22 protein-coding genes and 1 tRNA gene are annotated in these 25,009 nt (G+C 71.5%); 15 read left to right on the plus strand and 8 right to left on the minus strand.

Features of this window, described 5'->3' with window-relative positions:
• Positions 1 to 323 precede the first annotated feature (323 nt).
• Both glmU and LG278_RS06025 read left to right on the plus strand, forming a co-directional pair.
• On the plus strand, positions 324 to 1,772 hold the full coding sequence (glmU, locus tag LG278_RS06020) for a bifunctional UDP-N-acetylglucosamine diphosphorylase/glucosamine-1-phosphate N-acetyltransferase GlmU (RefSeq protein WP_404391918.1): 1,449 nt from the start codon (positions 324 to 326) through the stop codon (positions 1,770 to 1,772).
• A complete protein-coding gene (locus tag LG278_RS06025; RefSeq protein ID WP_404391920.1) occupies positions 1,769 to 2,749 on the plus strand; it encodes a ribose-phosphate diphosphokinase in 981 nt (326 codons plus the stop codon). The genes glmU and LG278_RS06025 overlap by 4 nt, the downstream gene beginning before the upstream one ends.
• Positions 2,750 to 2,752: 3 nt before the next feature.
• Here the strand turns inward: LG278_RS06025 and LG278_RS06030 are convergent, their stop codons facing one another.
• The 3 genes from LG278_RS06030 to LG278_RS06040 form a co-directional block, all read right to left on the minus strand.
• Positions 2,753 to 4,234, minus strand: a complete 1,482-nt coding sequence (locus tag LG278_RS06030; protein ID WP_404391922.1) for a cryptochrome/photolyase family protein — start codon at positions 4,232 to 4,234, stop codon at positions 2,753 to 2,755.
• A 100-nt stretch (positions 4,235 to 4,334) separates the two neighbouring features.
• A complete protein-coding gene (locus tag LG278_RS06035; protein WP_404391924.1) occupies positions 4,335 to 5,645 on the minus strand; it encodes an asparaginase in 1,311 nt (436 codons plus the stop codon).
• 144 nt (positions 5,646 to 5,789) lie between these two features.
• On the minus strand, positions 5,790 to 6,359 hold the full coding sequence (locus LG278_RS06040; protein WP_404391926.1) for a CGNR zinc finger domain-containing protein: 570 nt from the start codon (positions 6,357 to 6,359) through the stop codon (positions 5,790 to 5,792).
• A gap of 103 nt (positions 6,360 to 6,462) precedes the next feature.
• Between LG278_RS06040 and LG278_RS06045 the strand changes: the two genes are divergently transcribed.
• The 7 genes from LG278_RS06045 (at position 6,463) to LG278_RS06075 (ending at position 15,523) form a co-directional block, all read left to right on the plus strand.
• Entirely contained in the window at positions 6,463 to 7,494 is a 1,032-nt protein-coding gene (locus LG278_RS06045; RefSeq protein WP_404391928.1) for an EamA family transporter, read from the plus strand.
• Between the two features lie 9 nt (positions 7,495 to 7,503).
• A complete protein-coding gene (locus tag LG278_RS06050) occupies positions 7,504 to 8,613 on the plus strand; it encodes a metallophosphoesterase (RefSeq protein ID WP_404391930.1) in 1,110 nt (369 codons plus the stop codon).
• A gap of 213 nt (positions 8,614 to 8,826) precedes the next feature.
• Positions 8,827 to 9,519, plus strand: coding sequence for a 50S ribosomal protein L25/general stress protein Ctc (locus LG278_RS06055; RefSeq protein ID WP_404391932.1), 693 nt, complete (start codon positions 8,827 to 8,829; stop codon positions 9,517 to 9,519).
• A 93-nt stretch (positions 9,520 to 9,612) separates the two neighbouring features.
• Positions 9,613 to 10,215 carry an aminoacyl-tRNA hydrolase gene (gene pth, locus LG278_RS06060; RefSeq protein WP_404391934.1) on the plus strand — a complete coding sequence of 201 codons (603 nt, stop codon included), beginning with the start codon at positions 9,613 to 9,615 and terminating at the stop codon, positions 10,213 to 10,215.
• Positions 10,216 to 10,271: 56 nt separating this feature from the next.
• Positions 10,272 to 13,886, plus strand: coding sequence for a transcription-repair coupling factor (mfd, locus tag LG278_RS06065; RefSeq protein WP_404391936.1), 3,615 nt, complete (start codon positions 10,272 to 10,274; stop codon positions 13,884 to 13,886).
• 126 nt (positions 13,887 to 14,012) lie between these two features.
• Positions 14,013 to 14,516 carry a hypothetical protein gene (locus tag LG278_RS06070; RefSeq protein WP_404391938.1) on the plus strand — a complete coding sequence of 168 codons (504 nt, stop codon included), beginning with the start codon at positions 14,013 to 14,015 and terminating at the stop codon, positions 14,514 to 14,516.
• A gap of 113 nt (positions 14,517 to 14,629) precedes the next feature.
• Positions 14,630 to 15,523, plus strand: a complete 894-nt coding sequence (locus tag LG278_RS06075; RefSeq protein WP_404391940.1) for a MazG family protein — start codon at positions 14,630 to 14,632, stop codon at positions 15,521 to 15,523.
• A 290-nt stretch (positions 15,524 to 15,813) separates the two neighbouring features.
• Here LG278_RS06075 and LG278_RS06080 read toward each other — a convergent pair whose 3' ends face one another.
• A complete protein-coding gene (locus LG278_RS06080; protein ID WP_404391942.1) occupies positions 15,814 to 17,298 on the minus strand; it encodes a sugar transferase in 1,485 nt (494 codons plus the stop codon).
• A 302-nt stretch (positions 17,299 to 17,600) separates the two neighbouring features.
• Between LG278_RS06080 and eno the strand changes: the two genes are divergently transcribed.
• Positions 17,601 to 18,902 (plus strand): phosphopyruvate hydratase, encoded by a 1,302-nt coding sequence (eno, locus tag LG278_RS06085; protein ID WP_404391944.1) that lies wholly within the window; start codon positions 17,601 to 17,603, stop codon positions 18,900 to 18,902.
• On the opposite strand, the gene LG278_RS06090 is transcribed toward eno, so the two are convergent.
• Positions 18,884 to 19,237: a hypothetical protein gene (locus tag LG278_RS06090; protein WP_404391946.1), complete on the minus strand. Its 354-nt coding sequence runs from the start codon at positions 19,235 to 19,237 to the stop codon at positions 18,884 to 18,886. The genes eno and LG278_RS06090 overlap by 19 nt on opposite strands.
• Between LG278_RS06090 and LG278_RS06095 the strand changes: the two genes are divergently transcribed.
• The 3 genes from LG278_RS06095 to LG278_RS06105 are packed head-to-tail and all read left to right on the plus strand — an operon-like array spanning position 19,236 to position 21,173.
• Positions 19,236 to 19,601, plus strand: a complete 366-nt coding sequence (locus tag LG278_RS06095; RefSeq protein ID WP_404391948.1) for a septum formation initiator family protein — start codon at positions 19,236 to 19,238, stop codon at positions 19,599 to 19,601. The two genes, LG278_RS06090 and LG278_RS06095, sit on opposite strands and share 2 nt — an antisense overlap.
• On the plus strand, positions 19,598 to 20,212 hold the full coding sequence (locus tag LG278_RS06100) for a DUF501 domain-containing protein (RefSeq protein WP_404391950.1): 615 nt from the start codon (positions 19,598 to 19,600) through the stop codon (positions 20,210 to 20,212). The genes LG278_RS06095 and LG278_RS06100 overlap by 4 nt, the downstream gene beginning before the upstream one ends.
• Entirely contained in the window at positions 20,205 to 21,173 is a 969-nt protein-coding gene (locus tag LG278_RS06105; RefSeq protein ID WP_404391952.1) for an exopolyphosphatase, read from the plus strand. Before LG278_RS06100 ends, LG278_RS06105 begins: the two co-directional genes overlap by 8 nt.
• Positions 21,174 to 21,212: 39 nt before the next feature.
• Here the strand turns inward: LG278_RS06105 and LG278_RS06110 are convergent, their stop codons facing one another.
• The 3 genes from LG278_RS06110 to LG278_RS06120 form a co-directional block, all read right to left on the minus strand.
• Entirely contained in the window at positions 21,213 to 21,590 is a 378-nt protein-coding gene (locus LG278_RS06110) for a PLDc N-terminal domain-containing protein (RefSeq protein ID WP_404391954.1), read from the minus strand.
• A gap of 106 nt (positions 21,591 to 21,696) precedes the next feature.
• A complete protein-coding gene (gene mptB, locus LG278_RS06115; RefSeq protein WP_404391956.1) occupies positions 21,697 to 23,262 on the minus strand; it encodes a polyprenol phosphomannose-dependent alpha 1,6 mannosyltransferase MptB in 1,566 nt (521 codons plus the stop codon).
• A 262-nt stretch (positions 23,263 to 23,524) separates the two neighbouring features.
• Positions 23,525 to 23,599, minus strand: a tRNA-Leu gene (locus tag LG278_RS06120).
• Positions 23,600 to 23,771: 172 nt separating this feature from the next.
• On the opposite strand from LG278_RS06120, the gene LG278_RS06125 reads away from it, so the two are divergent.
• Together LG278_RS06125 and LG278_RS06130 are read left to right on the plus strand one after the other, a co-directional pair.
• Positions 23,772 to 24,656, plus strand: coding sequence for a Bax inhibitor-1/YccA family protein (locus LG278_RS06125; RefSeq protein ID WP_404391958.1), 885 nt, complete (start codon positions 23,772 to 23,774; stop codon positions 24,654 to 24,656).
• Positions 24,657 to 24,710: 54 nt separating this feature from the next.
• Positions 24,711 to 24,986, plus strand: coding sequence for a hypothetical protein (locus tag LG278_RS06130; protein ID WP_404391960.1), 276 nt, complete (start codon positions 24,711 to 24,713; stop codon positions 24,984 to 24,986).
• Positions 24,987 to 25,009: the final 23 nt, after the last annotated feature.

Raw genomic sequence — 25,009 nt, forward strand, 5'->3', positions numbered from 1 at the left:
GTCGCGGGCCAGGCGAACCTTGCCCTGGTTCATCCCATCCTGCCCCCGGTGGATGAGGTCAGGGAGAGGCCACGGTGAGAGGTCTCTCATCCGGTGGGTGCCGTCATCGTGGCCGCGGGAGGTGCAGCGGGTGTGTGTCGACAGGCCGGTCCGGACGGGGGCCGGTGCGCCGTCGACCCGCGAGTAGCATGGCTGCGCATGCCGAAGCCGCAGGCTCGGACCCGCACCGCACCGACGTGCATCCCGATACAGAGGAGCTGCGACCCGTGAGCGATCCACGGCCCATCGCCGTGATCGTCCTTGCTGCTGGCGAGGGCACACGCATGAAGTCCACGATCCCCAAGGTGCTGCACACGATCGGCGGGCGCTCGCTCGTGGGGCATGCCCTCCGGGCCGCCCGCGGCATCGGACCCGAGCACCTCGCCGTCGTCGTGCGCCACGAGCGCGACCAGGTCGCCGAGCACGTGCTCGAGCACGACCCCGACGTGCTCATCGCCGACCAGGACGAGGTCAAGGGCACCGGTCGAGCCGTCGAGTGTGCGCTCGAGGCCCTCCCGACTGGTCTCGAGGGCACGGTGGTCGTCACCTACGGCGACGTGCCGTTGCTCACCGCGGAGACGCTGCACGGGCTCGTCGCCGTGCACCACGCGAGTCGCGACGCCGTCACCATCATCACGGCCACGCTGCCCGACCCGTCCGGCTACGGACGGGTGCTGCGTGACGACGACGGCACCGTCGCGGCTATCGTCGAGCAGAAGGACGCCACCGACGAGCAGCGCTCGATCCGCGAGGTCAACAGCGGGATCTATGCCTTCGACGCGGTGCTGCTGCGTGAGGCCCTGGCCGAGGTGGGCACCGACAACGCGCAGGGCGAGAAGTACCTCACCGACGTCATCGGCATCGCCCGGGGCCGCGGGCTCGGCGTGCGGGCCCATCTCGTCGAGGACCTCTGGCAGACCGAGGGCGTCAACGACAAGGTGCAGCTCGCCCGTCTCGGCGCCGAGCTCAACCGCCGCACCGTGGAGGCCGCGATGCGCGAGGGCGCCATCGTCATCGACCCCGCGACGACGTGGATCGATGCCGACGTCACGATCGGCCCCGACACGGTCGTGCACCCCGGCACGCAGATCCTCGGCGCGACCTCGATCGGGCGCGACTGCGTCATCGGCCCCGACACGACCCTGCGCGACGTCGAGGTCGACGACGGCGCCAGCGTCGTGCGCACCCAGGCCGAGCTCGCCGAGATCGGTCCGGGCGCGACGGTCGGGCCGTTCTCCTTCCTCCGACCCGGCACGCGCCTCGGCGCCGGCGGCAAGATCGGCGGCTTCGTCGAGACGAAGAACGCCCAGATCGGTGACGGGGCCAAGGTGCCGCACCTCAGCTACTGCGGTGACGCGACCATCGGCCCCGGCGCCAATATCGGCGCGGGCACGATCTTCGCCAACTACGACGGGTTGACCAAGGGCCACACGACGGTCGGCGCGCACAGCTTCGTCGGCAGCAACTCGGTCATCGTCGCGCCGCGCACGATCGGTGACGGCGTCTATGTGGCGGCCGGCTCCGCTGTCGTCAGCGACGTGGAACCCGGTCAGCTCGCGGTCACCCGGGCGCAGCAGCGCAACATCGACGGCTGGGTGGCCCGCCGCCGGGCGGGCACGACGACGGACGAGGCGGCCCGGGCCGCCTCGAGAGCTTCCGAGGGCACCGCGGGAGCCGCCGAGGCGCCGGCCACCGACCAGCTCAGCACCGAACCGAAGGACGCCAACGGATGAGCGGCATCAACAAGACGACCGAGAAGCACCTCATGGTCTTCTCGGGCCGGGCGCACCCGCAGCTGTCGCAGGAGGTCGCTGCGGCGCTCGGCACCGAGCTCGTCCCGACGAGCGCCTACGACTTCGCCAACGGCGAGATCTACGTGCGCTACGAGGAGTCGGTGCGCGGCTGCGACGCCTTCGTCATCCAGAGCCACACGTCGCCCATCAACGAGTGGATCATGGAGCAGCTCATCATGATCGACGCGCTCAAGCGCGCCTCGGCCAAGCGGATCACCGTCGTGCTGCCCTTCTACGGCTACGCCCGGCAGGACAAGAAGCACCGTGGCCGCGAGCCGATCTCGGCCCGGCTCATGGCCGACCTCTTCAAGACCGCCGGCGCCAACCGGCTGATGGCGGTCGACCTGCACACCGCCCAGATCCAGGGCTTCTTCGACGGGCCGGTCGACCACCTCATGGCGATGCCGATCCTCGCCGAGTACGTCGGCGCGAAGTACGGCCACCTCGACCTCGCCGTCGTCTCTCCCGACGCGGGCCGCATCAAGGTCGCCGAGGACTGGAGCTCGCGCCTCGGCGGGGCGCCGCTCGCCTTCATCCACAAGACCCGCGACATCAACCGGCCCAACGAGGTCGTCGCCAACCGGGTCGTCGGCGAGATCAAGGGCCGCGTCTGCGTGCTCGTCGACGACATGATCGACACGGCCGGCACCATCACCAAGGCCGCCGATGCGCTGATGCAGCAGGGCGCCGAGGCCGTGGTCATCGCCGCGACGCACGCGATCCTCTCGGGTCCGGCCGTCGACCGGCTCAAGGCCTGCAAGGTCGACGAGGTCGTCGTCACCAACACCCTGCCGATCCCCGAGGACCGCCGCTTCGACAAGCTCAAGGTGCTCTCGATCGCCCCGCTCGTCTCGATGGCGATCCGGGAGGTCTTCGAGGACGGCTCGGTCACGAGCCTCTTCGACGGAAAGGCCTGACCCTCAGGGTGGGCTGTCGCCTCTCGCGCGCTCCTGCTCGACGAGCGCTTCGAGGTCGATGAGCCGGTGGCGGCCCTGCAGCGGGCGAGCCATCCGGTGGTTGCCCTCGAGGCGGTCGGCGTTGCGGTCGAGGTAGGCCCAGTAGCCGGCGGTGAAGGGGCAGGCGTCGTCGCCGACCCGCTTCCTGGGGTTGTAGCGGCAGCCGCCGCAGTAGTCGCTCATCCGGTCGATGTAGGCCCCGCCCGATACGTAGGGCTTGGTCGCCATGGCGCCGCCGTCGGCGTGCTGGCTCATGCCGACGACGTTGGCGGGCATCACCCAGTCGTAGCCGTCGACGAAGCGGGTCTGGAACCACTCGGTGAGCGCGTCCGGGTCATAGCCGCGCTGCGCCGCCCAGTTGCCGAGCACCATGAGCCGGGGGATGTGGTGCACCCAGCCGCGGTCGCGCACCCCCTCGAGCACGTCGGAGAGGCAGGCGGCGTCGACGCGCTCGGCCTCGAGCTCGCCCCACCACGCCGGCAGGGCGGTCCTCGCCCCGAGACCGTTGCGCCGACGGTAGGCAGGCCCGGCGTGCCAGTAGACGTGCCAGACGTACTCCCGCCAGCCGATGACCTGCCGCACGAAGCCCTCGACGGAGGCGAGCGGCGCGTCCCCGTCGTGCAGCGCCTGCACCGCGCGCTCGGCCACCTCGACGGGGCTCAGCAGCCCGAGGTTCAGCGGCACGGACAGCAGGCTGTGGGCCATCGCCCAGTCGCCGCGCAGCATCGCGTCCTCGTGCGGGCCGAAGGGGCCGAGCCGGTGCGTGACGAAGCGCTCCAGCGCGGCCAGCGCCTCGCGCCGGGTGACGGCGAAGAGCCGCGGCCCGTCCTCGCCGACCGTCTCGAGCCCGTCCTCACGGGTCCAGCGGTCGAGGTCGTCGCGCACCTCGGCGTCGATGTCGCTCTCGCGAGGGCGGTATGCCGCGGGCACCCCGAGCGTGTCAGCGCCTTTGGGCGGTGGCTCGCGGTTGTCCTCGTCGAAGGACCAGCGCCCACCGACGGGACGGTCTCCCTCGACGAGCAGGTCGAGCCGCTGGCGCTGGAAGCGGTAGAAGTCGTCCATCCGCAGCCGCCGCCGCCCGCCCGCCCACTGCGCGAAGTCCTCCCTCGGCAGGCTGAATCCCGGGGTGGGGTCGATGCCCTCGACCTCGCCCGACGCGAGTCGGCGGCGCACGAAGTCGTCGGCGGCGTGCGACGTGGGCTCGTAGACGCGCACCGGCTCACCGATCTCGGCGAGCGCCTCGCCGTAGGTGTCGGTGCGCAGCACCACGGCGGAGTCGCCGAGCTCGGCCGCCCGGTGGCGCAGGGCGGAGAGCACCAGGTGCAGCTTCTGCCGGTGGTAGCGCCGCCGGCCGAGGGCCGCCCGACTCTCGACGAGGAGCACCCCGTCGCGCCCGGGCGCGAAGTGCGGGCCGAGCTGGTCGGCGAAGAGCCACCGTCGAGTCACGCCTGGGTCATACCCGACCGGGTCGCCACCACGACGTGAGGAGGCGGTATGCCGCTGGGCCGGCCCAGCGGCATACCGCCTCGTGCGGTGGCTCAGCCGATCACGCGGCGGGCTTGAGCTGGCCGGGCGGCGTGCCCGCCGAGCTGGCCAGCGTGTCCCACTCCGGGTTGCCGATCGTGCTCACCCAGGTGCGCACCTTGGCGACGTCGCCCCCCGCGTAGGCGAGGCTGAGCATGAGGAGCAGTCGTGCCTTCTGCGGGAGCAGGTCGTCGCCCGCGATGACGCTGCCCGTGGTGCCGCCGTAGACGGATCCCGAGCCGGTGCGCGTCGTGCTGAGGAAGACGACGCCCTTGGCAACCGCTGCCGTGCGAGCAGCGGACTGCGCCGACGAGATGCCGCCGGCCCCGGTGCCCGCGGTCACGATGCCCTTGACCCCGGCGTCGGCGAAGCCGGTGATGCCCTCGCCACCCGCCTGCTGGTAGCCGTAGATGATCTCGGTGCGCGGGAGGTCGGTCGCCGCGATCTTGGACAGGTCGAACGGCGTGTTCCAGCGCTGCGGGTTGTCGCAGGTGGCGACGCGCGCCGGCGCCCGGCCGACCTTGATGTTGGTGCCGTCGATCCAGCCGAGCACGCCGAGCTCGCGGGTCTGGAAGGTGTCCATGCGGTAGGAGCTCGTCTTGGTGACGTCGCGGGCCGCGTGGAACTCGTCTCCGAGCATGAGGACCGCGCCGAAGCAGGTCGTGACCCGGCTGCCGGCGAGGGTGATCGCGTTGTAGAGGTTGGCGGGTCCGTCGGCGCCGATGACGCCGGGACCGTCGACGGTGCCCGCAGCGGTCGGCCGCATGGCCCCCGTCATGACGACGGGCTTGCGGCTCTGCACCGTGAGGTCGAGCCAGTAGGCGAACTCCTCCATCGTGTCGGTGCCGCTCGTGACGACGACGCCGTCCGAGGTCTCGAGAGCCTTCTCGACGGCGAGCGTCAGGGCGTGGAACTCGGCGATCGTGTAGCCGCCCGAGCCCTTGTTGCCGAACTGGATCGTGTCGACCTCTGCGACCGCATCGATCTCGGGACGTAGGTCGTCGACGAGGTCGGCGATCGGGATCTGGCCCGCGCGGTAGTTGGTGAAGCTGCCGCGGTTGGTCGCGACGCCGGCGATGGTGCCGCCGGTGCCGATGACCGTCACCTTGGGCTTGCCGCTGGGCGCTGCGACGAGCGCCTGCTGGTAGGCGACGTTGCTCGCGAGGTCGGGCGTGAGGTCGGCGGTGGCGACCCTGCCGGCCGGGGCCGCGCCGACGGGGTCGGACGTGCTTCGTCCGAGCGCCCAGGTCGCCGCGGCCGAGGCGACGCAGAGGGCGAGGACGAGGAAGACGGCGACGATCCGCCGTGGTGTGAGGTGCTCGAGATGGGTCACGTGGTTGCTCCTGTGCCTGCATGACGAGACCGGGCGGCCTGGAGGTGGGCGACGTTGGCGACGTTGGCCGGGGACCGGGGCGCCCTCGGGGGTGGCGCCGACCCGAACCTCGCAGACGTTGTGGCACAGGGCGTTTCGCCCGGGTTACGTCGCTGTTGCGGCCTTGCGGGAGCGCGCACGGTAGGCCGCAGTGTGGGCCCGCGCGGCGCAGCCGCCGTCGCAGAAGCGACGGGACCGGTTGCGCGAGAGATCGATGACGACGTCGTCGCAGTCGTCGGCCTCGCAGATGCGCAGTCGGCGCAGCTCGTCGGCGCGCACGACGTCGATGGCGGCGATGGCGGCCTCGACAGCCATCCGCTGGGCGAGCGGTGCATCGGCCGGCGTCGCGTGGATGTGCCAGCCGACGTCATCGTGGTCGACGAGCTGGGGCACGGCCCGTGACTCGGCGAGCAGGGCGTTGACGAGGTCGACGACGCCTGCCTCGTCGAGCTCCCACAGCCCCCGCAGTCGCGGGCGCAGCTCGCGCACGGCGGCGAGCTCACGGGCGTCGCGGTCGTGGCGGCCGGTCCACCGCTGGGAGGCGACGAGGTCGTCGAGCTGCTCGAGGCTGGTCAACGTGTCGGGGCTGGAGTCGCCCGGCACCGAGCCCGGCATCGTGTTGACGAGCGCTGCCGCACCTTCGAGCGCCGCTTCGGTGTCATGGGTGAAGACCATCTTGACTCCTGACGTCGACGAGGGATAGCGTCATGAGTGTAAGCGATTTTGGTCCTGACATCGTTCCGCGCGGGCGTGTCGCAGCACGAGAACGGGGTGGGTCATGGCGCTCGAGGCCACGAGTGGCGCAGTGACCGGAGCCGCCCCGCGGGCCCCGCTCCACCGGGCGGCGCCGCGCCACCCGGTCGTCGGGCTGTCGGTCGCCCTCGTCTCGGCCGCGGCCTTCGCGACCTCGGGCGCCTTCGCCAAGTCGCTGCTCGTCGCCGGCTGGGCGCCGGGATCGGTCGTCACCCTGCGCATCACCCTGGCGGCGCTCGTGCTCCTCGTGCCGACCCTCCTCGCGCTGCGCGGACGGTGGGCGGCCCTGCGCCGCAACGCGTGGGTCGTCGTCGGCTACGGCCTCACCGGGGTGGCCGGGTGCCAGCTCGCCTACTTCTATGCGGTCACCCACCTCTCGGTCGGCGTGGCCCTCCTGCTCGAGTACCTCGCGCCCGTGCTCATCGTGCTCTGGCTCTGGGGCCGCCACCGGCAGACCCCGCGACGCCTCACGGTGCTCGGGGTCGCGCTCGCCGTCGTCGGTCTGCTGCTCGTGCTCGACGTCGTCGGGGGTGGTGCGACGGTGAGCCTCGTCGGCGTGCTCTGGGGTCTCGGCGCCGCCGTCTGCCTCGTGCTCTACTTCCTGCTCGCCGCCCACGTCGACGACGACGTTCCGGCGCTCGGGCTCGCCGGTGGCGGCCTGGCCGTGGGCGCCCTCGCGCTCTGGGCAGCCGGGCTCAGCGGCCTGCTCGACACCACCCGGGGCGCGTCCGACGTCGTGCTGAGCGGCGTCGTCGTGCCGTGGTGGGTGCCGATCCTCGTCATCGCCCTCGTCGCCGCGGCCTTCGCCTACGTCACCGGCATCGTCGCGGTGCGGCTGCTGGGGCCCAAGGTGGCCTCGTTCGTCGCGCTGACCGAGGTGCTCTTCGCGGTGCTCTTCGCCTGGATCCTGCTCGCCGAGCTGCCGGCCCCGGTGCAGCTCCTCGGCGGCGCCCTCATCGTCGCGGGGGTGGTCGCGGTGCGGGCCGACGAGTCCCGTCGGGCGCCCGGTGGCCCCTCGTCAGCGATCCGAGAGCCGGCGTCCACGCCCGCGACATAGGCTGGCGCCATGCGCGGGCGCACGGGCATGAGCCTGTTGCTGGGGGTGCTGCTCCTCTCCGGGGTCGCGGCGTGCGTCGCGGTGCCGGCCGTGGGCCCGACCGCCGGCGCCGCCCCGACCAGCCCCACCACACCGACCGCGCCGGCGGGAGAGCTGCGCTTCACGGCGGCGGGCGACTACGGCGCGACCGACGACACGGGCAGCGTGCTCGAGACGATCCGCGCCAGCGACCCCGACGTCCACTTCGCCCTCGGCGACCTGTCCTACGGCCGGCCCGGCGAGGAGGACCAGTGGTGCCGCTTCGTCACCGACCGGGTGGGGCCGGACTTGCCGTTCCAGCTGCTGCCGGGCAACCACGAAAGCGACGGGAGCAACGGCGCCATCGCAGCCTTCGCCGAGTGCCTGCCCAACCGGCTGCCGGGTCTCGTCGGCAGCTACCCGGGTCAGTACTACGTCGACCTCCCGCAGGGCGCGCCCCTCGTGCGCTTCGTCATGATCTCGCCGGCGATCACCTTCCCCGACGGCACCTGGACCTACACCGCGGGCTCGGACCGCTTCGCCTGGACGGCGGCGGCCATCGACGGCGCGCGCAGCGCGGGCGTGCCCTGGGTCGTCGTCGGCATGCACAAGCCCTGCCTCTCGACCGGCGTCCACTCCTGCGACGTCGGCCCCGACCTGCTCCACCTGCTGGTGTCCGAGCGCGTCGACCTCGTGATCTCCGGTCACGAGCACATGTACGAGCGCACCCGGCAGCTGGACGAGGGGCCCGGCTGCCCGCGCATCACGATCGGCTCGTTCACGCCGGCGTGCGTGGCCGACGCCGATGACGCCCTCGTCGCCGGGGCCGGCACCGTCTTCGTCACGGTGGGCACGGGCGGCACGGCGCTGCGGTCGACCCGACGCGCGGACGCCGAGGCTCCGTACTTCGCGGCGGTCTCGGCCGCCAACGCCGATCCCACCCATGGCGTCCTCGACGCGCGCGCGACGCCCACCGAGCTGCGCCTGTCCTTCCGGCGCGCCACGGGCGGCACCTTCACCGACGCGGTCGCGATCACCCGGTCCGGCGCCCCCTGGGCCCTGGTCCCGGCAGATTTCGTGGCGGGCCGCACCGTCCCGTAAGATCGAGCAGTTGCCTCGGCGAGGGACGGCGCACGGCTGGCTTCGGCCGGTCACGACGCAGTCCGTGATCGACGCGGGCGACCTGACCAGCGCGTGCTTGCGGTCAGGTCCGCCTCTGCGTGCGGACCACGACATCCCCGACCGAACACCCGCGCGGCGTCCCGCGTCGAGGCCGACCATCGCCTCAACCCCCCGATCTCCAGGAGACTCCCCGTGTCCGACAGCACCAAGCTCACCGCTGCGAAGCGCACCGACTTCGGCAAGGGCGCCGCCCGCAAGATCCGCCGCGCCGGCAACATCCCCGCCGTCATGTACGGCCACGGCACCGAGCCCGTGCACATCTCGCTGCCGGGCCACGACACGATGATGGCCCTCAAGCAGGCCAACGCCCTGCTCACCATCGTCATCGACGGTGACGAGCAGCTCGCCCTGGCCAAGGACGTGCAGCGCGACCCGATCAAGCCGGTCATCGACCACGTCGACCTCGTCGTCGTCCGCAAGGGCGAGAAGGTCACCGTCGACGTCTCCGTGCACCTCGAGGGCGAGGCCGCTCCCGAGACCGTCGTCACGCTCGACAACAACTCCCTCCAGCTCGAGGTCCTCGCGACCAACATCCCCGAGAACGTCGTCGTCTCGGTCGAGGGCCTCGCGGCCGGCACGCAGATCCTCGCCGGCGCCGTCGAGCTGCCCGAGGGTGCGACCCTCGTCACCGACGAGGACGCCCTCGTCGTCAACGTCACGCAGGCCATCTCCGAGGAGGCCCTCGAGGCCGAGCTCGCCGAGGCCGAGGCCGAGGCCGGCATCGAGCGCGAGGAGTCCGACGAGGAGGCTGCCGAGTCCGCCGAGGCTGCCGAGTCCGAGGGTGGCGAGCCCGCCGAGGGCGACGCCAAGAGCGACGAGGCCTGAGCCACCAGCTGATTCGCGTCCACGCGCCGGGCGGCAGTCGTATGCCGCCCGGTCGCGTGGGCGCATCGCCCGCACTACGCATCGAGGAAGGTCATGGACACCTGGCTCGTCGTCGGACTCGGCAACCCCGGTCCGGACTACGCCGGTAACCGACACAACGTCGGCGCCATGGCCGTCGAGGGTCTCGCTGCCCGCGACGCCACCGGCGCCGCGGGCGGACGAGCCTCGTTCAAGGCGCACAAGGCCCGCGCGCGCGTGGCCGAAGTGCGCCTTCGCGTTCCCGGCCCCAAGGTCGTGCTCGCCGTGCCGTCCACCTACATGAACGTCTCGGGCGGACCGGTCTCGGCGCTGCTCAAGTACTACGACGTGCCCGTCGAGCGACTCATCGTGCTGCACGACGAGCTCGACATCGACCCCGGGCTCGTGCGCCTCAAGCAGGGCGGGGGAGAGGGCGGCCACAACGGCCTGCGCTCGATCTCGCAGTCCGTCGGCTCCAAGGACTACCTCCGCGTCCGCCTCGGCATCGGCCGCCCGCCCGGCCGGCAGGATCCCGCCGACTTCGTGCTCAAGGACTTCTCCAAGGCCGAGCGCACCGAGGTGCTCCCCTTCCTGCTCGATGACGCTGCCGACGCGGTCGAGGCCCTCATCGACGTGGGTCTGCTCGACGCGCAGCAGCGCTTCCACGCCCCGCGCTGAGCCCCGACCCTCAGGGGACGGGGCCGTCGGCGGCGCCGCCTAGACTGGTGAGTCTGATGTCGCATCCTCTGCTGTCCGCCTTCAGGGCGCTCCCCGATGTCCACCACGTCCTCCAGCAGGTCGGTCGCTCACGCCTCGTCGACGTGTCGGCGAGCGACGGCACCCGGCCCTTCCTCGTCGCTGCGCTCGCGCAACAGGCCCAGGTGGGCCCCGAGGCCGCACCGGTCGTCGTCGTCACGGCGACGACGCGCGAGGCCGAGGATCTCGCCGCCTCGCTCGGCGCGTTCCTACCGCCCGAGCGCGTCGCGGTCTTCCCCTCGTGGGAGACGCTGCCCCACGAGCGACTCTCTCCCCGCAGCGACACCGTCGGTCGGCGCCTCGCCGTGCTGCGACGGATCGCGCACCCCGATCCGCACGACACGGCATACGGCCCCCTGTCGGTGGTCGTGGCGCCCGTGCGCGCGGTCCTGCAGCCGTTGACCAAGGGGCTCGGCGAGCTCGTTCCGGTCGCGTTGCGACCCGGAGACGAGCGCCCGCTGCCCGACGTCGTCGACGCCCTCGTGGCCGCCGCCTACACCCGCACCGACCTCGTCGAGCGGCGGGGCGAGTTCGCCGTGCGCGGCGGCATCCTCGACGTCTTCCCGCCGACCGAGGAGCACCCGGTCCGCATCGAGTTCTGGGGTGACACGGTCGAGGAGGTGCGCTGGTTCAAGGTCGCCGACCAGCGCTCGCTCGAGGTCGCCGAGCACGGCCTCTGGGCGCCCCCCTGCCGTGAGCTGCTGCTCACCACCGACGTGCGCGCCCGGGCCAAGGCGCTCGCCGACCAGCTGCCCGGCGTCTCCGAGATGCTCGCAAAGGTCGCCGAGGGCATCGCCGTCGAGGGCATGGAGTCGCTCGCCCCCGCCCTCGTCGAGGGCATGGAGTCCGTGCTCGACGTGCTGCCCGCGAGCACCGTCGTGCTGCTCGCCGACCCAGAGCGCATCCGGCGCCGCGCCCACGACCTCGTCGCGACGAGCGACGAGTTCCTCGAGGCCAGCTGGGCCAATGCGGCGGCGGGCAACCAGGTGCCCGTCGACCTGCAGTCACTGCTCGGCGGCGCCTCCTACTGGACCCTCGCCCAGGTGCGCGCCCATGCCACCGCGCACGACCGTTCGTGGTGGACGCTCACCCCGTTCGCCGCCGACGAAGAGCTGGTCATCGAGGACGACGACGTCGACGAGCGGCTCGCCGTGCGCACCGTCGACACCGAGGCCTTCCGCGGCGACACCGAGCGCGCCGTCGCACACCTGCGCTCGCGGGTCGCGGACGGCTGGCGGGTCACCGTCGTCACCGAGGGGCCGGGCCTCGCCAAGCGCGTCGAGGAGGTGCTGCGCGAGCACGAGGTGGCGGTGCAGTCGCTCTCGGCCGCGGCCGACACCGTGGAGCCCGGGCACGTCGGGGTCACCACCGCGCCGCTGGGTCGTGGGTTCACCCACGAGGGCGCGCGCCTCGAGGTCGTGACCGAGACCGACCTCACCGGCCAGCCCGGCTCCGGCACCTCCACCAAGGACATGCGGCGCATGCCGTCACGCCGCCGCAACCAGGTCGACCCGCTCCAGCTGCGGCCGGGCGACTTCGTCGTGCACGAGCAGCACGGTGTCGGCCGCTTCGTCGAGATGATGCAGCGCACGGTCGCGGGCGCCACCCGCGAGTACCTCGTCATCGAGTACGCCCCGAGCAAGCGCGGCCAGCCGGGCGACCGCCTCTACGTGCCGACCGACCAGCTCGACCAGGTGACGAAGTACGTCGGCGGCGAGGAGCCCAGCCTCAACAAGATGGGCGGCTCCGACTGGACCAAGACGAAGTCGCGGGCCAAGCGCTACGTCAAGCAGATCGCTGCCGACCTCATCCGGCTCTACAGCGCCCGTCAGGCGACTCGAGGGCATGCCTTCGCGCCCGACAGCCCGTGGCAGCGCGAGCTCGAGGAGGCCTTCGGCTACGTCGAGACGCCCGACCAGCTGATCAGCATCGACGAGGTCAAGGCCGACATGGAGAAGCAGGTCCCGATGGACCGGCTCATCTGCGGCGACGTCGGCTACGGCAAGACCGAGATCGCGGTGCGCGCCGCCTTCAAGGCGATCCAGGACGGCAAGCAGGTGGCGGTGCTGGTGCCGACGACCCTGCTCGTCAGCCAGCACCAGCAGACCTTCGCCGAGCGCTACGCGCAGTTCCCCGTCAAGGTCGCATCCCTCTCGCGCTTCCAGAGCGACAAGGAGGCCAAGGAGGTCATGGCCGGCATGGCCGACGGCACCATCGACCTCGTCATCGGCACGCACCGCCTGCTCGCCAAGGACGTGACGTTCAAGGACCTCGGCCTCGTCGTCATCGACGAGGAGCAGCGCTTCGGCGTCGAGCACAAAGAGCTGCTCAAGACGATGCGCACCGCCGTCGACGTGCTGTCGATGTCGGCGACGCCCATCCCGCGCACGCTCGAGATGGCGGTGACCGGCATCCGCGAGATGTCGACCCTCGCCACCCCGCCCGAGGAGCGGCACCCGGTGCTCACCTTCGTCGGTGCCTACGACGAGAAGCAGATCACCGCCGCCATCCGACGCGAGCTGCTGCGCGAGGGGCAGGTCTTCTTCGTCCACAACAAGGTGAGCAGCATCGAGAAGGCTGCCCTCCGCCTGCGCGAGCTCGTGCCCGAGGCGCGCATCGCAACCGCCCATGGCCAGATGGGCGAGCACAAGCTCGAGGCCGTCGTCGAGGACTTCTGGGAGAAGCGCTTCGACGTGCTGGTCTGCACGACGATCGTCGAGACCGGCCTCGACATCAGCAACGCCAACACCCTCATCGTCGAGCGCTCCGACATGCTCGGCCTCTCGCAGCTGCACCAGCTGCGCGGACGCGTCGGGCGCGGTCGCGAGCGCGCCTACGCCTACTTCCTCTACCCGCCCGAGAAGCCGATGACCGAGACGGCGCACGACCGGCTGCGCACGATCGCGAGCAACACCGACCTCGGATCCGGCATGGCAGTCGCCATGAAGGACCTCGAGATCCGCGGCGCCGGCAACCTCCTCGGTGGCGAGCAGTCGGGCCACATCCAGGGGGTCGGCTTCGACCTCTACGTGCGGCTCATCGGTGAGGCGGTCGCCGACTTCCGCGGCGAGACGTCCGACGTCCCGGCCGAGATCAAGATCGAGCTGCCGGTCAACGCCCACCTCCCGCACGACTACGTGCCGGGGGAGCGGCTGCGCCTCGAGGCCTACAAAAAGCTCGCCTCCGTCGAGAGCGACGCGGGCGTCGACGAGATCGAGGCCGAGCTGCGCGACCGCTACGGCGCCCCGCCCGAGCCGGTGCGCAACCTCCTCGAGGTCGCCCGGCTCCGGGTCGTCGCCCGGCAGGCCCACATCGGTGACATCGGCCTGCAGGGCAAGGTCGTGCGCTTCGGCCCGGTCAAGGACCTGCGCGAGAGCCAGCAGCTGCGTCTCCAGCGCCTCTACCCCGGCACGCTCGTCAAGGAGGCGCTCGGCACGATGCTCGTGCCGGCCCCGATGACGGCCCGGGTCGGTGGCAAGCCGTTGCGTGACGTCGAGGTGCTCGCCTGGGCGCGTCAGCTCATCACCGCCGTGCTGCTCGACGACATCGCGGCCGGCCATGCCGTGGTGAGCGCCGGGGCCGGGGCATCGTAGGATGACTGACGCATCCGCCAGAGGAGGAAACCAGTGAAGGCTCTGTCCGCACGACCGGCACGTCCGGTCCGGTCCGCACGGTCAGCACGGTCTGCCCGGTCGCCCCGGCGACTCGCCGCTGCGCTCGTGGCCGGAGCCACCGCCGTCGCGTTCCTCGGAGGGTGCGGGTTCCAGACCCGGCAGCAGGCCGCGGCCGTCGTCAACGGCGAGGTCATCTCGCAGACCGACGTGCAGACGACCTACGAGCAGCTGCAGACCGCGCGCTACGACTTCACCGAGAACGTCGTGCTCACCGCCCTCATCGCGGCGCCCCTGCTCGAGAGCGCGGTCGCGCCGTCGGGCGGCTGGAAGCCCGACGAGACCTACGCCCAGGTCATGACGGCCATCCCCGACGCGACCGAGTCGACCAAGGACTTCGTCGCCGCCGTCTCGCTCATCCAGTCGCAGACGATGACGCCGGCCCAGATGGAGGCCTACCGCACCGACCTGCAGAAGGCGGAGATCTCGGTCAACCCCCGCTTCGGCGAGATCGTGCCCTCCGACCAGGGCCCGGTCTACTTCTCGATCGGGCCGTCGACGCCCAACTGGATCAAGCCCGTGGCCCCCGAGGCCGCGGCGCCCGCCTCCTGAGCGCCGTCCCGACTGCTGCGGGCGGACGCCTCGTCCTGCTCGTCTCCACCCCGCGGATCGCCCCGGGGCTGCTCACCCGCGAGGCGTGGGCCACCCTCGAGCAGGCGTATGCCGTGTGGGGCGTCCCCGACGAGCCCCAGACCGCCGCCGTGGTCGAGGCGGGTATCCCGGTCGAGGCGCCCGAGGACGGTGCGGCCGTCGACCCGGCCGTGCTCGCTCGAGCCCTCGTCGGCCTGACCGAGGCGGCGGGGGAGTCGCCCGTCGTGTGGGTCGGGTCGTCCGACGGCGACCCCGGCCTCAGTGAGGCGATCGCTGTCGAGGTGACGCGGCTGCCCGATCCCCCCGACGTCGAGCTGCTCATCGGCTCCTTCGACGTGCCCGGTGCCCGGCTCCTCGACGTCGTGGCGGTCATGGACCGGCTCCGCTCGCCCGGTGGGTGCCCGTGGGACGCCGAGCAGACCCACGCCAGCCTGGTGCCCTACCTCCTCGAGGAGGCGCACGAGGCGATCGAGGCGATCGAGAGCGGCGACCCCGCCCACATGCAGGAGGAGCTCGGCGACCTCCTGCTGCAGATCGCCTTCCAGGCCCGTGTCGCGCAGGAGCACCCGAGCCAGCCCTTCGACATCGACGACGTCGCGGGCGACCTCGTCGACAAGCTCGTGCGACGACACCCGCACGTCTTCGCCGACGTCGAGGCCGACACCCCCGACGCGGTGGCCGCCAACTGGGAGACCATCAAGTCGCAGGAGAAGCTGCACCGCACCCACCCGGTCGAAGGGGTGCCGGTGTCGTTGCCGGCCCTGGCCCGGGCCGAGAAGTACGTCGGCCGGCTCGACAAGGCCGGTCGCTCCGACCTGGTCGACGCGGCCGTGGCTGCGGGCGGCCTGGGCGGCCGACTGCTCGAGCTCGTTGGGGCTGCTCGCGCCGACGGCGTCGACGCCGAGGCCGCGCTGCGAGAGACGCTGCGCGCGCTCGCCGCAGCGAGCGAGGACTCCGCCACCCCCTGACCTGCCACGTCGAGTGCCCGCGTCCCGACGCCAGCGCCCGTCGGGAACTGGGCACTCGATGCTGTTTGGGGGCGCAGGTGTGGTCGAGTGCTCAATTGTCGACACCCGGAGGTTTGTCGGGAACTGGGCACTCGATGGTGTTTGGGGGCGCAGGTGCGGTCGAGCGCTCACGTGTCGACGCCGGGCGTGCCTGCTTGGTCACTGGGGACTCGAGACGTCGTGAGACCCAGCCCGTCGGGTGCTCGCCCTCGACGGGGACCCGGCCACCCGGCATACGGGCTGGGTGGGGGTCAGTAGGCCCCGCGGGTGCGCAGGACGGCGTGGATGGTCTTGGCCATGATCGCGAGGTCCTGCACGATCGACCAGTTGTCGACGTAGTAGAGGTCGAGCCGCACCGTGTCGTCCCATGAGAGGTCACTGCGACCGGAGACCTGCCACAGCCCGGTCATGCCCGGCCGCACATGGAGGCGGCGCTGCACGTCGGGGTGGTAGCGCCGCACCTCGGCCGGCAGCGCCGGGCGGGGGCCGACGAGGCTCATGTCGCCGGAGATGACGTTGAACAGCTGCGGGAGCTCGTCGATCGAGAACCGGCGCATGAAGGCCCCGACGGCTGTGACCCGGGGGTCGCGGCGCGCCTTGAAGAGGAGGCTGTCGGGGTCGCTCGTGAGGTGGCTGACGCCGTCGAGCTGGGCCTCGGCGTCGACGACCATGCTGCGCAGCTTGAGGCACTCGAAGAACTCGCCGTCGCGCCCCACGCGCGTCTGGCGGAAGAGCACCGGCCCGCCGTCGCCCGCCTTGATGAGGATCGCGCACACGACCATGAGCGGCAGGGCGAGCACGAGGAGCACGCTCGCGCCGACGAGGTCGAAGATGCGCTTCAGCCCGCGAGAGGCCTCGAGGCTCTGCGGCTGCTCGACGTGGACGAGGGGGACGCCGCCCACCGGGCGCATGGCCATGCGCCCCGAGGAGATGTCGCTGAGGCTCGGCACGACCGCCATCTGCACGTGGTGACCCTCGAGGTCCCAGGCGATCCGGCGGAAGTCGACGGCGGAAGGAAAGGCCCCCTCGGTGAAGACGACGAGGTCGGCCTTCTCGCGCCGCACGGCGTCAGCGGTGCGTCCGCTCACCCCGACGACGGGCACCCCGCGCGGGGTGGTGGCCGACGCCGGCGTCGACGAGGGGACGAGCGCGCCGACGATGCGATAGCCGAGCCACGACTCGCGGTCGAGCACGGCGGCCACCTCGTCGATGTGCGAGGCCGAGCCCGAGATGAGGACTCGCGTCAGCAGGTGCCCGTGCGCGTGGGCCCGGTGCACGAGACGCCGCGCAACCCAGCGCCACAGCAGGAGCAGGGGCACGCCGATGACGAAGAGGAGCACGAAGAAGCCCCGCGACAGGTTGAACTTCGTCAGGTAGCTGATGATGCCGATGAGGCCGGCCGTGATGCCGGCGGCGCTGCAGATGCGGGCGTACTCGATCGTGCCGGCGCCGACGTGGGCGCGGGCGTAGGTGCCCATCACGACGTTGGCGAGCATCCAGGCCGCGACGATCCAGAGGCCGACCGACTGCGCGACGTCGTTGATGTCAGCGGTCGGGTCGAACAACCCGAGACTCGTGCGCCCCAGAGCAGCCAGCACGGTGGCGAGCGCGATGACGACGAGATCGCCCCCCGCGATCGCGAGCTGCAGCAGCCGTTGGCTGCGGGTGCGGTCGGTCAGTGGCTGTGTGATCGGGCGCGCACTGATGTCGATGAGCGCGACCCCTGTCTCCCCCATGGGCTGACCCATGCACTCTCCCCAAACCCGGCGCACTCGACGCCGATCCCTCAGTCTCCACCCCTGGAGACGTCGTCCTGCTCCCGGCCCCCCGGTTCAGGCTACGTGTGAGTATGCCGGATGGAGGGACGAATAAGGGGCTTCCTTGACCAAATTCGTGCTAGCCCTGTGAGCGACCAACGTCGGCGGCCCGTATGCCGGGTCGCTCCGGCGGGCGCGGCGCGTCGGGGACTACGCTCGGACGCAGTCCTTCCCAAACCCCTACCGCGCCCGAGAAGGGCGCGACCTGCCGAGGAGTGTCAGTGGCCACCATTGAGGAGATTGGCGCCCGCGAGATCCTGGACTCGCGCGGCAACCCCACCGTCGAGGTCGAGCTGCGGCTCGACGACGGCACTTTCGCCCGGGCGGCCGTGCCGTCGGGCGCCTCGACCGGCGCCTTCGAGGCGTCCGAGCGCCGCGACGGCGACAAGGGCCGCTACCTCGGCAAGGGCGTGCTGCAGGCGGTCGACGCCGTCATCGAGGAGATCAACCCGCGCCTCGTCGGCTTCGAGGCGAGCGAGCAGCGCCTCATCGACGCCGAGATGATGGCGCTCGACGGCTCGGCCAACAAGGAGAACCTCGGCGCCAACGCGATCCTCGGGGTGTCCCTCGCCGTCGCGCACGCCGCGGCCGAGTCGGCCGGACTGCCGCTCTTCCGCTACGTCGGCGGGCCCAACGCGCACGTGCTGCCGGTCCCGATGATGAACATCCTCAACGGTGGGTCGCACGCCGACTCCAACGTCGACATCCAGGAGTTCATGATCGCCCCCATCGGGGCCCCCACCTTCCGCGAGGCGGTGCGCTGGGGCGCCGAGGTCTACCACGCCCTCAAGAAGGTGCTGCACGAGCGCGGCCTCGCCACGGGTCTCGGTGACGAGGGCGGCTTCGCCCCCAACCTGGAGTCCAACCGTGCCGCGCTCGACCTCATCGTCGAGGCCATCGAGGCGGCCGGCTACGTCGCCGGCCGCGACATCGCGCTGGCGCTCGACGTTGCGGCCTCCGAGTTCCACGACAACGGGTCCTACTCCTTCGAGGGCGGGTCCAAGAGCGCCGACGAGATGGTCGCCTACTACGCGGAGCTCGTCGCGGCCTACCCGCTCGTCTCCATCGAGGACCCGCTCGACGAGGACGACTGGGACGGCTGGAAGGCGATGACCGACCTCCTCGGCGACAAGGTGCAGCTCGTCGGCGACGACCTCTTCGTCACCAACCCCGAGCGGCTCGGTCGTGGCATCTCCACCGGCACCGCCAACGCGCTCCTGGTCAAGGTCAACCAGATCGGCACCCTGACCGAGACGCTCGACGCCGTCACGCTCGCGCAGACCAACGGCTACCGCTGCATGATGAGCCACCGCTCCGGCGAGACCGAGGACGTCACCATCGCCGACCTCGCGGTCGCGACGAACTGCGGCCAGATCAAGACCGGCGCCCCGGCCCGCTCCGAGCGCGTCGCGAAGTACAACCAGCTGCTGCGCATCGAGGAGGAGCTCGACGACGCCGCCGTGTATGCCGGCGCCGGCGCCTTCCCGCGCTTCGACGCGACCCGCTACGGCGCCCAGGGCTGACCTGTGGCCGAGCGCACGCCTCCTCGCCCCGGCCGCTCCTCGAGCGGTCGGGGCGATGGCGCGCGTCCGGCCTCGGGAGCCCGGTCGACGACCAGCGCCTCGTCGTCGAGCGCCCGCCCGTCGACGGCGCGCGGGGCCACCGGCCGTTCGGCCGGCGCCCGCCCTGCCAAGGCCGCTCGCTCCACGGCGAGGTCGGGAGCCTCCCGCCCGTCGCGATCGGGTCCCGGCAAGGAGCGGCCCGGTCTCGCTGCCCGGCCGCGCACGGCTCCCCCCGCGCCCCCGTCGGCCTCGGCGGGCTGGGTCAGGGGGGCGATCCTGCTCACCATCGTCGTCATGCTCGCCGTGACCCTCGTGCCGACCCTGCGCTCGCTCATCCAGCAGCGCGGTGACACGGTCGCCCTGCAGGACCGCGTCGTGCAGCAGCAGCAGTCGGTGGCCGACCTCACCCGCGAGGCCGCCCTCTGGAAGGACCCCGCCTACATCGAGCTGCAGGCGCGCGAGCGGCTCAAGTTCGTGCGCGTCGGCGACCGCGCCTACACCGTCATCGACAACGGCACCAACGACGCCAGCGCGGCCGCTGCAGAGCGCCCGGTCGTCGCCGCACCGCTCGCCAACGCGTCGGCTCCGTGGTACGGCAAGGTGTGGCAGTCGATCCAGATCGCCGACCGGCCCACTGCCGGCCTCCCCGCCACGCGATGAGCGCTCAACTGCCAGAAGGCCGTTCGCCTGTCGACCCGCGCGACCTCGAGGCCGTGCAGCGCCAGCTCGGCCGGCCGGCACGTGGAGTGGCCGAGGTCGCCCACCGCTGCCCGTGCGGCGAGCCCGACGTGCTGCGCACCGAGCCCCGGCTGCCCGATGGCACACCGTTCCCGACGACCTACTACGCGACGTGTCCCCGCCTGACGGGCGCGGTCAGCACCCTCGAGACGGCCGGGGTCATGCGGGAGATGAGCGAGCGGCTGGGCGTGGACGACGACCTCTCAGCCGCCTACCGCTCGGCCCACGAGCACTACCTCGCGAGCCGCGCCGAGCTGGGCGAGGTGCCCGAGATCGAGGGTGTCTCGGCCGGCGGCATGCCGACCCGCGTCAAGTGCCTGCACGTGCTCGTCGCCCACTCGCTGGCGGCCGGGCCCGGAGTCAACCCACTCGGCGACGAGGCACTCGCGATGCTCGGAGACTGGTGGACGCCCACATCGTGCGCGGCCGTGCACGCGGCCGAGGACGCCTCGACCGACCAGTCGGACCGACCCCACCAACCCGACCAACGCGACCATCCCGACCAACCCATTCAGGACGTCCACCGTGGCTGACTCGACGATCCGCGTCGGAGCGATCGACTGCGGCACCAACTCCATCCGTCTGCTCGTGGCAGACATCGACCCGGCGACCCGCTCGCTCGTCGACCTGCACCGCCGCATGGAGATCGTGCGGCTGGGCCACGGGGTCGATCGCACGGGCTCGATCGCGCCGGAGTCGATGGAGCGCACCCTGCGGGTGACGAGGGAGTACGCCGTCACCTGCCGCGAGCTCGGTGCCGAGCGGGTCCGCTTCGTGGCGACCTCGGCCTCCCGTGACGCGAGCAACGCCGCGGAGTTCATCGCGGGCGTGCACACCGCCTTCCAGGAGGACTTCGGGGCCGACGTGGCACCCGAGGTCGTGAGCGGTGACGAGGAGGCCTCCCTGTCCTTTGCTGGCGCCACCGGTGGCCTCGCGGCCCGGGGCGTGGCGGGCCCCTACCTCGTCGTCGACCTCGGTGGTGGCTCCACGGAGTTCGTGCGTGGCACCGACCACGTCGAGGCAGCGCGCTCGGTCGACATCGGCTGTGTGCGCCTGACCGAGCGCCATCTCGCGAGCGACCCGCCGACCCCCGCCCAGATCGATGCGGCCACGGCCGACGTCGACGCCGCCCTCGACGAGGCCGAACGGTCCGTGCCCTTCGAGGGGGTCGCGACCCTCGTCGGCTTGGCGGGCAGCATCACGACGATCACGGCCCACCTGCTGCGTCTGCCCGCCTACTCGGCCGAGCGGGTCCACCTCACCCGGTCAAGCCCTGACGACATGATCGTGGCGTCCACCGAGCTGCTCTCGATGTCGCGAGCCGAGCGGGCCGCGCTGCCCTATCTGCACCCCGGCCGGGTCGATGTGATCGGCGCAGGGGGTCTGGTCTGGCGCCGGATCGTGGAGCGCTTCGTGGAGCGCAGCGGCAGCACCGAGATCGTCACGTCAGAGCACGACATCCTCGACGGCATCGCCCTGAGTCAGATCGTCTGAGCCATCCGACCTCCGGCACCGCCGAGGTGTCGGACGCTCTCAGGCGAGGGCCTTGGCCTTCAGCGAGTCGAACTCCGCCTGGCTGATGGCACCGCTGTCGAGCAGTCCCTTGGCCGTGGCGATCTGCTCGGCGGGGTTGGACTGCTTGGCCACGGACTGGATGTAGGCGTCGGTCGCGCTCTTGGCCTCGGTGGCGTCACGCATCTGACGCTTCGCCATGCCGTTTCCGCGGGCGACGAGGTAGACGAGCGCTCCCAGTACGGGCAGGAAGAGGATGAAGAGCATCCACAGCGCCTTCCACCAGCCGCTCAGCTCCGGGTCCCGGAACAGATCGACGACGATCTGGAAGAGGGCCATCAGGAAGGCGACGAAGAAGAAGCTCCACACGAGGAGCCAGAAGAAGTCCCAGAAACTCATGACGCACCTCGACCGTCCGTGAGCCGCCCGGTCGGAGGCTCTCCTCCAAGGCTAGGGAGCGTCCGTCGCGTGGTTCATCACCCCCGTGGGGTGAATGAGCAGGTGGTCAGCCGGTGGCGGCGGTGACTGCACGGCGCGTCGGCTCGGGTGTCGCCTCCACGGGCCGGCGACGCGACACGATGAAGCGGCCGACCATCCAGAGGGCGGCCGAGAGGCCCAGGGCCCACGTGCCGTTGGAGAGGGTGGCGTCGACCGCACCGTAGGTGACGAAGAAGAGCGTCACGAAGACGACGGCCCGGATGGCTCGCTCCGAGAGGCGCACGGCGCCGAGCAGCACGCCGCCCCAGAGGAGGTACCACGGGTGGATGACCGGGCCCGAGGCGACGAGCGCGAGCAGCGCCCCGGCCGCAGCGAGCACGGGCTTGCGCGGGGCGACCCGCCAGACGATCACCGCGATGGACACGAGGCCGAGCAGCAGACCGATGCTCTGGGCGATCGGCACGGCGACCGCGGCGGTCGCGAGCGGCATACCGGCGAGGTTCATGAACCACTCGATCGACGCGCCGACAAAGGTCGGCGGGGCGATGAGCGAGCGCAGGCTCGCGGGCACGGAGAGGTTGGAGGTCCACCCCCAGCCGAGGCCGGTGAACGCGGTGATGGTGGCGAAGGCCGCGATGGTGACGAGAGTGAGGCTCATGCCATGGCGCAGGAGCGAGCGCAGGCGAGCCGAAGCGCCCAGACCGGCGGTGCCGTCGGCCTGCATCGCCATGCCGATGACCCCGATGAGGGCGAGGGCGCCGGTCTGCTTGTAGGTCGCGGCGGCCGCGATCAGCGCGGCGCCGACCCAGAAGCGTCCGAGGCTGGCGACGTAGAGGGCGAGCACGACGAGCGCGACCATGATGGCGTCGCCGTGCGCCCCACCGACGAAGTGCATGATGACGAGCGGGTTGAGCACCGCCAGCCAGAGGGCCTGGGACGGGTTGACGCCGAAACGCTTCGCGAGGCGCGGCAGCGTCCAGGCCAGCAGGGCGACGGCGGCCAGCGCCGGCAGGCGCATGAGGACCGCGGCGAGATAGGCGTTGTCGCCGGCGATCGCGACGACCGCGTGCTGCACCTGGAGGGCGAGCGGGCCGTAGGGCGCAGGGGTGAGCAGCCACATCGGGTCGACCTGGTCGGCGAACTGACCGGGGACCCAGTAGGGGCCGTAGGCGTAGGGGTCGAGACCGCGCTGGACGATGAGCCCTTGCGCGGCGTAGCTGTAGGCGTCGCGGCTGAAGAGCGGCGGGGCGAGCAGGACTGGCAGGCTCCAGAAGACCCACGCGAGGCTCGGCACCCGGCGACCGTCGCGCGGGCGCATGCGCAGCCAAGCGTCGACGAGCAGCCCCAGACCGGCGATGAGCAGCACGGTGGCGACGAAGCGTCCGACGCCCTCGCCCATCCACTGCAGGTGCAGCTGCTCGATGATCGGGGCCTTGGCAGGCAGGAAGGCCGGAGTCAGGGATCCGGCGCCGACGAGGGCCATGCCGAGGGTGCCTCGGCGGACCATCGGGTCGGCCCACGCGCGGTGCAGCGCCGCCACGAGCCGGGCGAACCACTCGATCAGAGCCAGCCTGATCATGTCAGGGCGTGCCAGAACCGTCGGGGGCGTGCCCGCGACACGTTGCTCCAGCACTCTCGACTCCTCGTTGCGTATCGTCGCTGCTCTTCTTCTTCTCGCCGTGGCTCGCCGTTGTGCGCAGGCTGGTGGTCCGAGAAAAGAACGCGATGAAACCGCCCCTGGACCCTGATTGCTGTTCTAGTCTATGCCCCCGCGCCACCGGGAGCACGCATCCGGCTCGAGGACTGGGCGCTCCGTGACCGGATCGTGCTGCAGATCACACCGTGGACCAGCGCCTCGCCCTCACGCCCGTCGCACCCGATTCGTATCCCTTTCGTACCCCCGGAGGGACTCGAACCCTCACCGTTGGCGATTTTAAGTCGCCTGCCTCTGCCAGTTGGGCCACGGGGGCGCCGACCCAGTATGCCGTCGCCCGCGCGTGCGACCGCGTCACGATCTCGTCTCACCCGTCACGGACGCGGGGTGCGGGAACCGGGGGTGGGGGTCCGTTCGCTTACGCTTGGGGACAGTCGCCACGCCCAGGAGCGGGTCGTGGCACCCAGTGCTTCGAGGAGCGCACTCACATGGCAGGTGGAAACCCGGTCTTCGACCGGCTCAACAAGCAGATCGAGAAGGAGCGCTACGCCGGCTTCGGCGCGCCGCAGGGGAGCCCCCAGCAGCCGGCCCAGCAGGGCACGCAGGCCGCGACGAGCGGTTACGCGGCCCAGGACGCGATGACGGCGCAGCAGCTCAACGAGATGTACAACCAGGCGCCGGCCGGCCCGACCGACACCGGCCGCGTCACCATCGACGACGTCGTCGTCAAGAGCCTCGTGCTGTTCGTCGTCACGGTCGCCGTCGCCGGCGTGTCGTGGGTCTGGACCGCGGCCAACACCGACATGACGCTGCCTTTCTGGCTCGGCGGCATGTTCGGCACGCTGATCCTCGGCTTCGCCATCGCCTTCATGAAGAAGGTGTCGGTGCCGCTGCTCATGGTCTATGCCGTGCTGCAGGGCGCCTTCCTCGGCGCCTTCAGCCAGTACATCAACTCCATCCCGCAGTACGAAGGCGTCGTGCAGATGGCCGTCCTCGCGACGCTCTGCGTGTTCGTCGCGATGTACATCGGCTACGCCACCGGCTTCGTCAAGGTCAACGCCAAGACCCGCCGGATGTTCTTCTTCGCGATCGTCGGCTACGGCCTCTTCTCGCTGCTCCAGGTCGTGCTGCTGATGACCGGTGTCATCGACGGCTGGGGCTTCGGTGGCAGCGGCCCGCTCGGCATCGGTCTGTCGATCCTTGGTGTCGGCCTCGCCTCCTACTCGCTGGCGATCGACTTCGACTCGATCGACAACGCCGTCAAGGTCGGCGCCCCGAAGAAGTACTCGTGGCTGCTGGCCCACGGCCTGATCGTCTCGATCGTCTGGCTCTACATCGAGTTCGTGCGTCTCTTCGCGCGTCTGCGCGACTGACCTCAGGTCCACAGCATGGCCTCTCCTCGCGCGGGTTCGCCGACCCCGCAGGAGGTGGCAGACGAACTCCGGCGCGTGGTCGAGCGGTGGCACCAGCTGCCGCTCGACCACGCGCTTTCGCGTATGCCGTCCGTCTCGGCCCTCGTGCAGTCGCTGGCCGACCGGGTGGCCGCGTCATGTGACGTGCCCCGGCAGCGCGTGCCCGACCTCGGCCCCGCCGTCGTCATGGACCAGCTGACCGTGATGGTGCACGACCTCTACCGGGCCGAGCCCGACGCCGACCCGGCGGCGGTCGCCGAGGAGCTGGCCGGCATACGCCGCTCCCTCTGAATCCAGAGAGCAATCCCGCGCGT

The sequence above is a fragment of the Humibacillus xanthopallidus genome, assembly GCF_044793955.1.
Taxonomy (GTDB): Bacteria; Actinomycetota; Actinomycetes; order Actinomycetales; family Dermatophilaceae; genus Humibacillus; species Humibacillus xanthopallidus_C.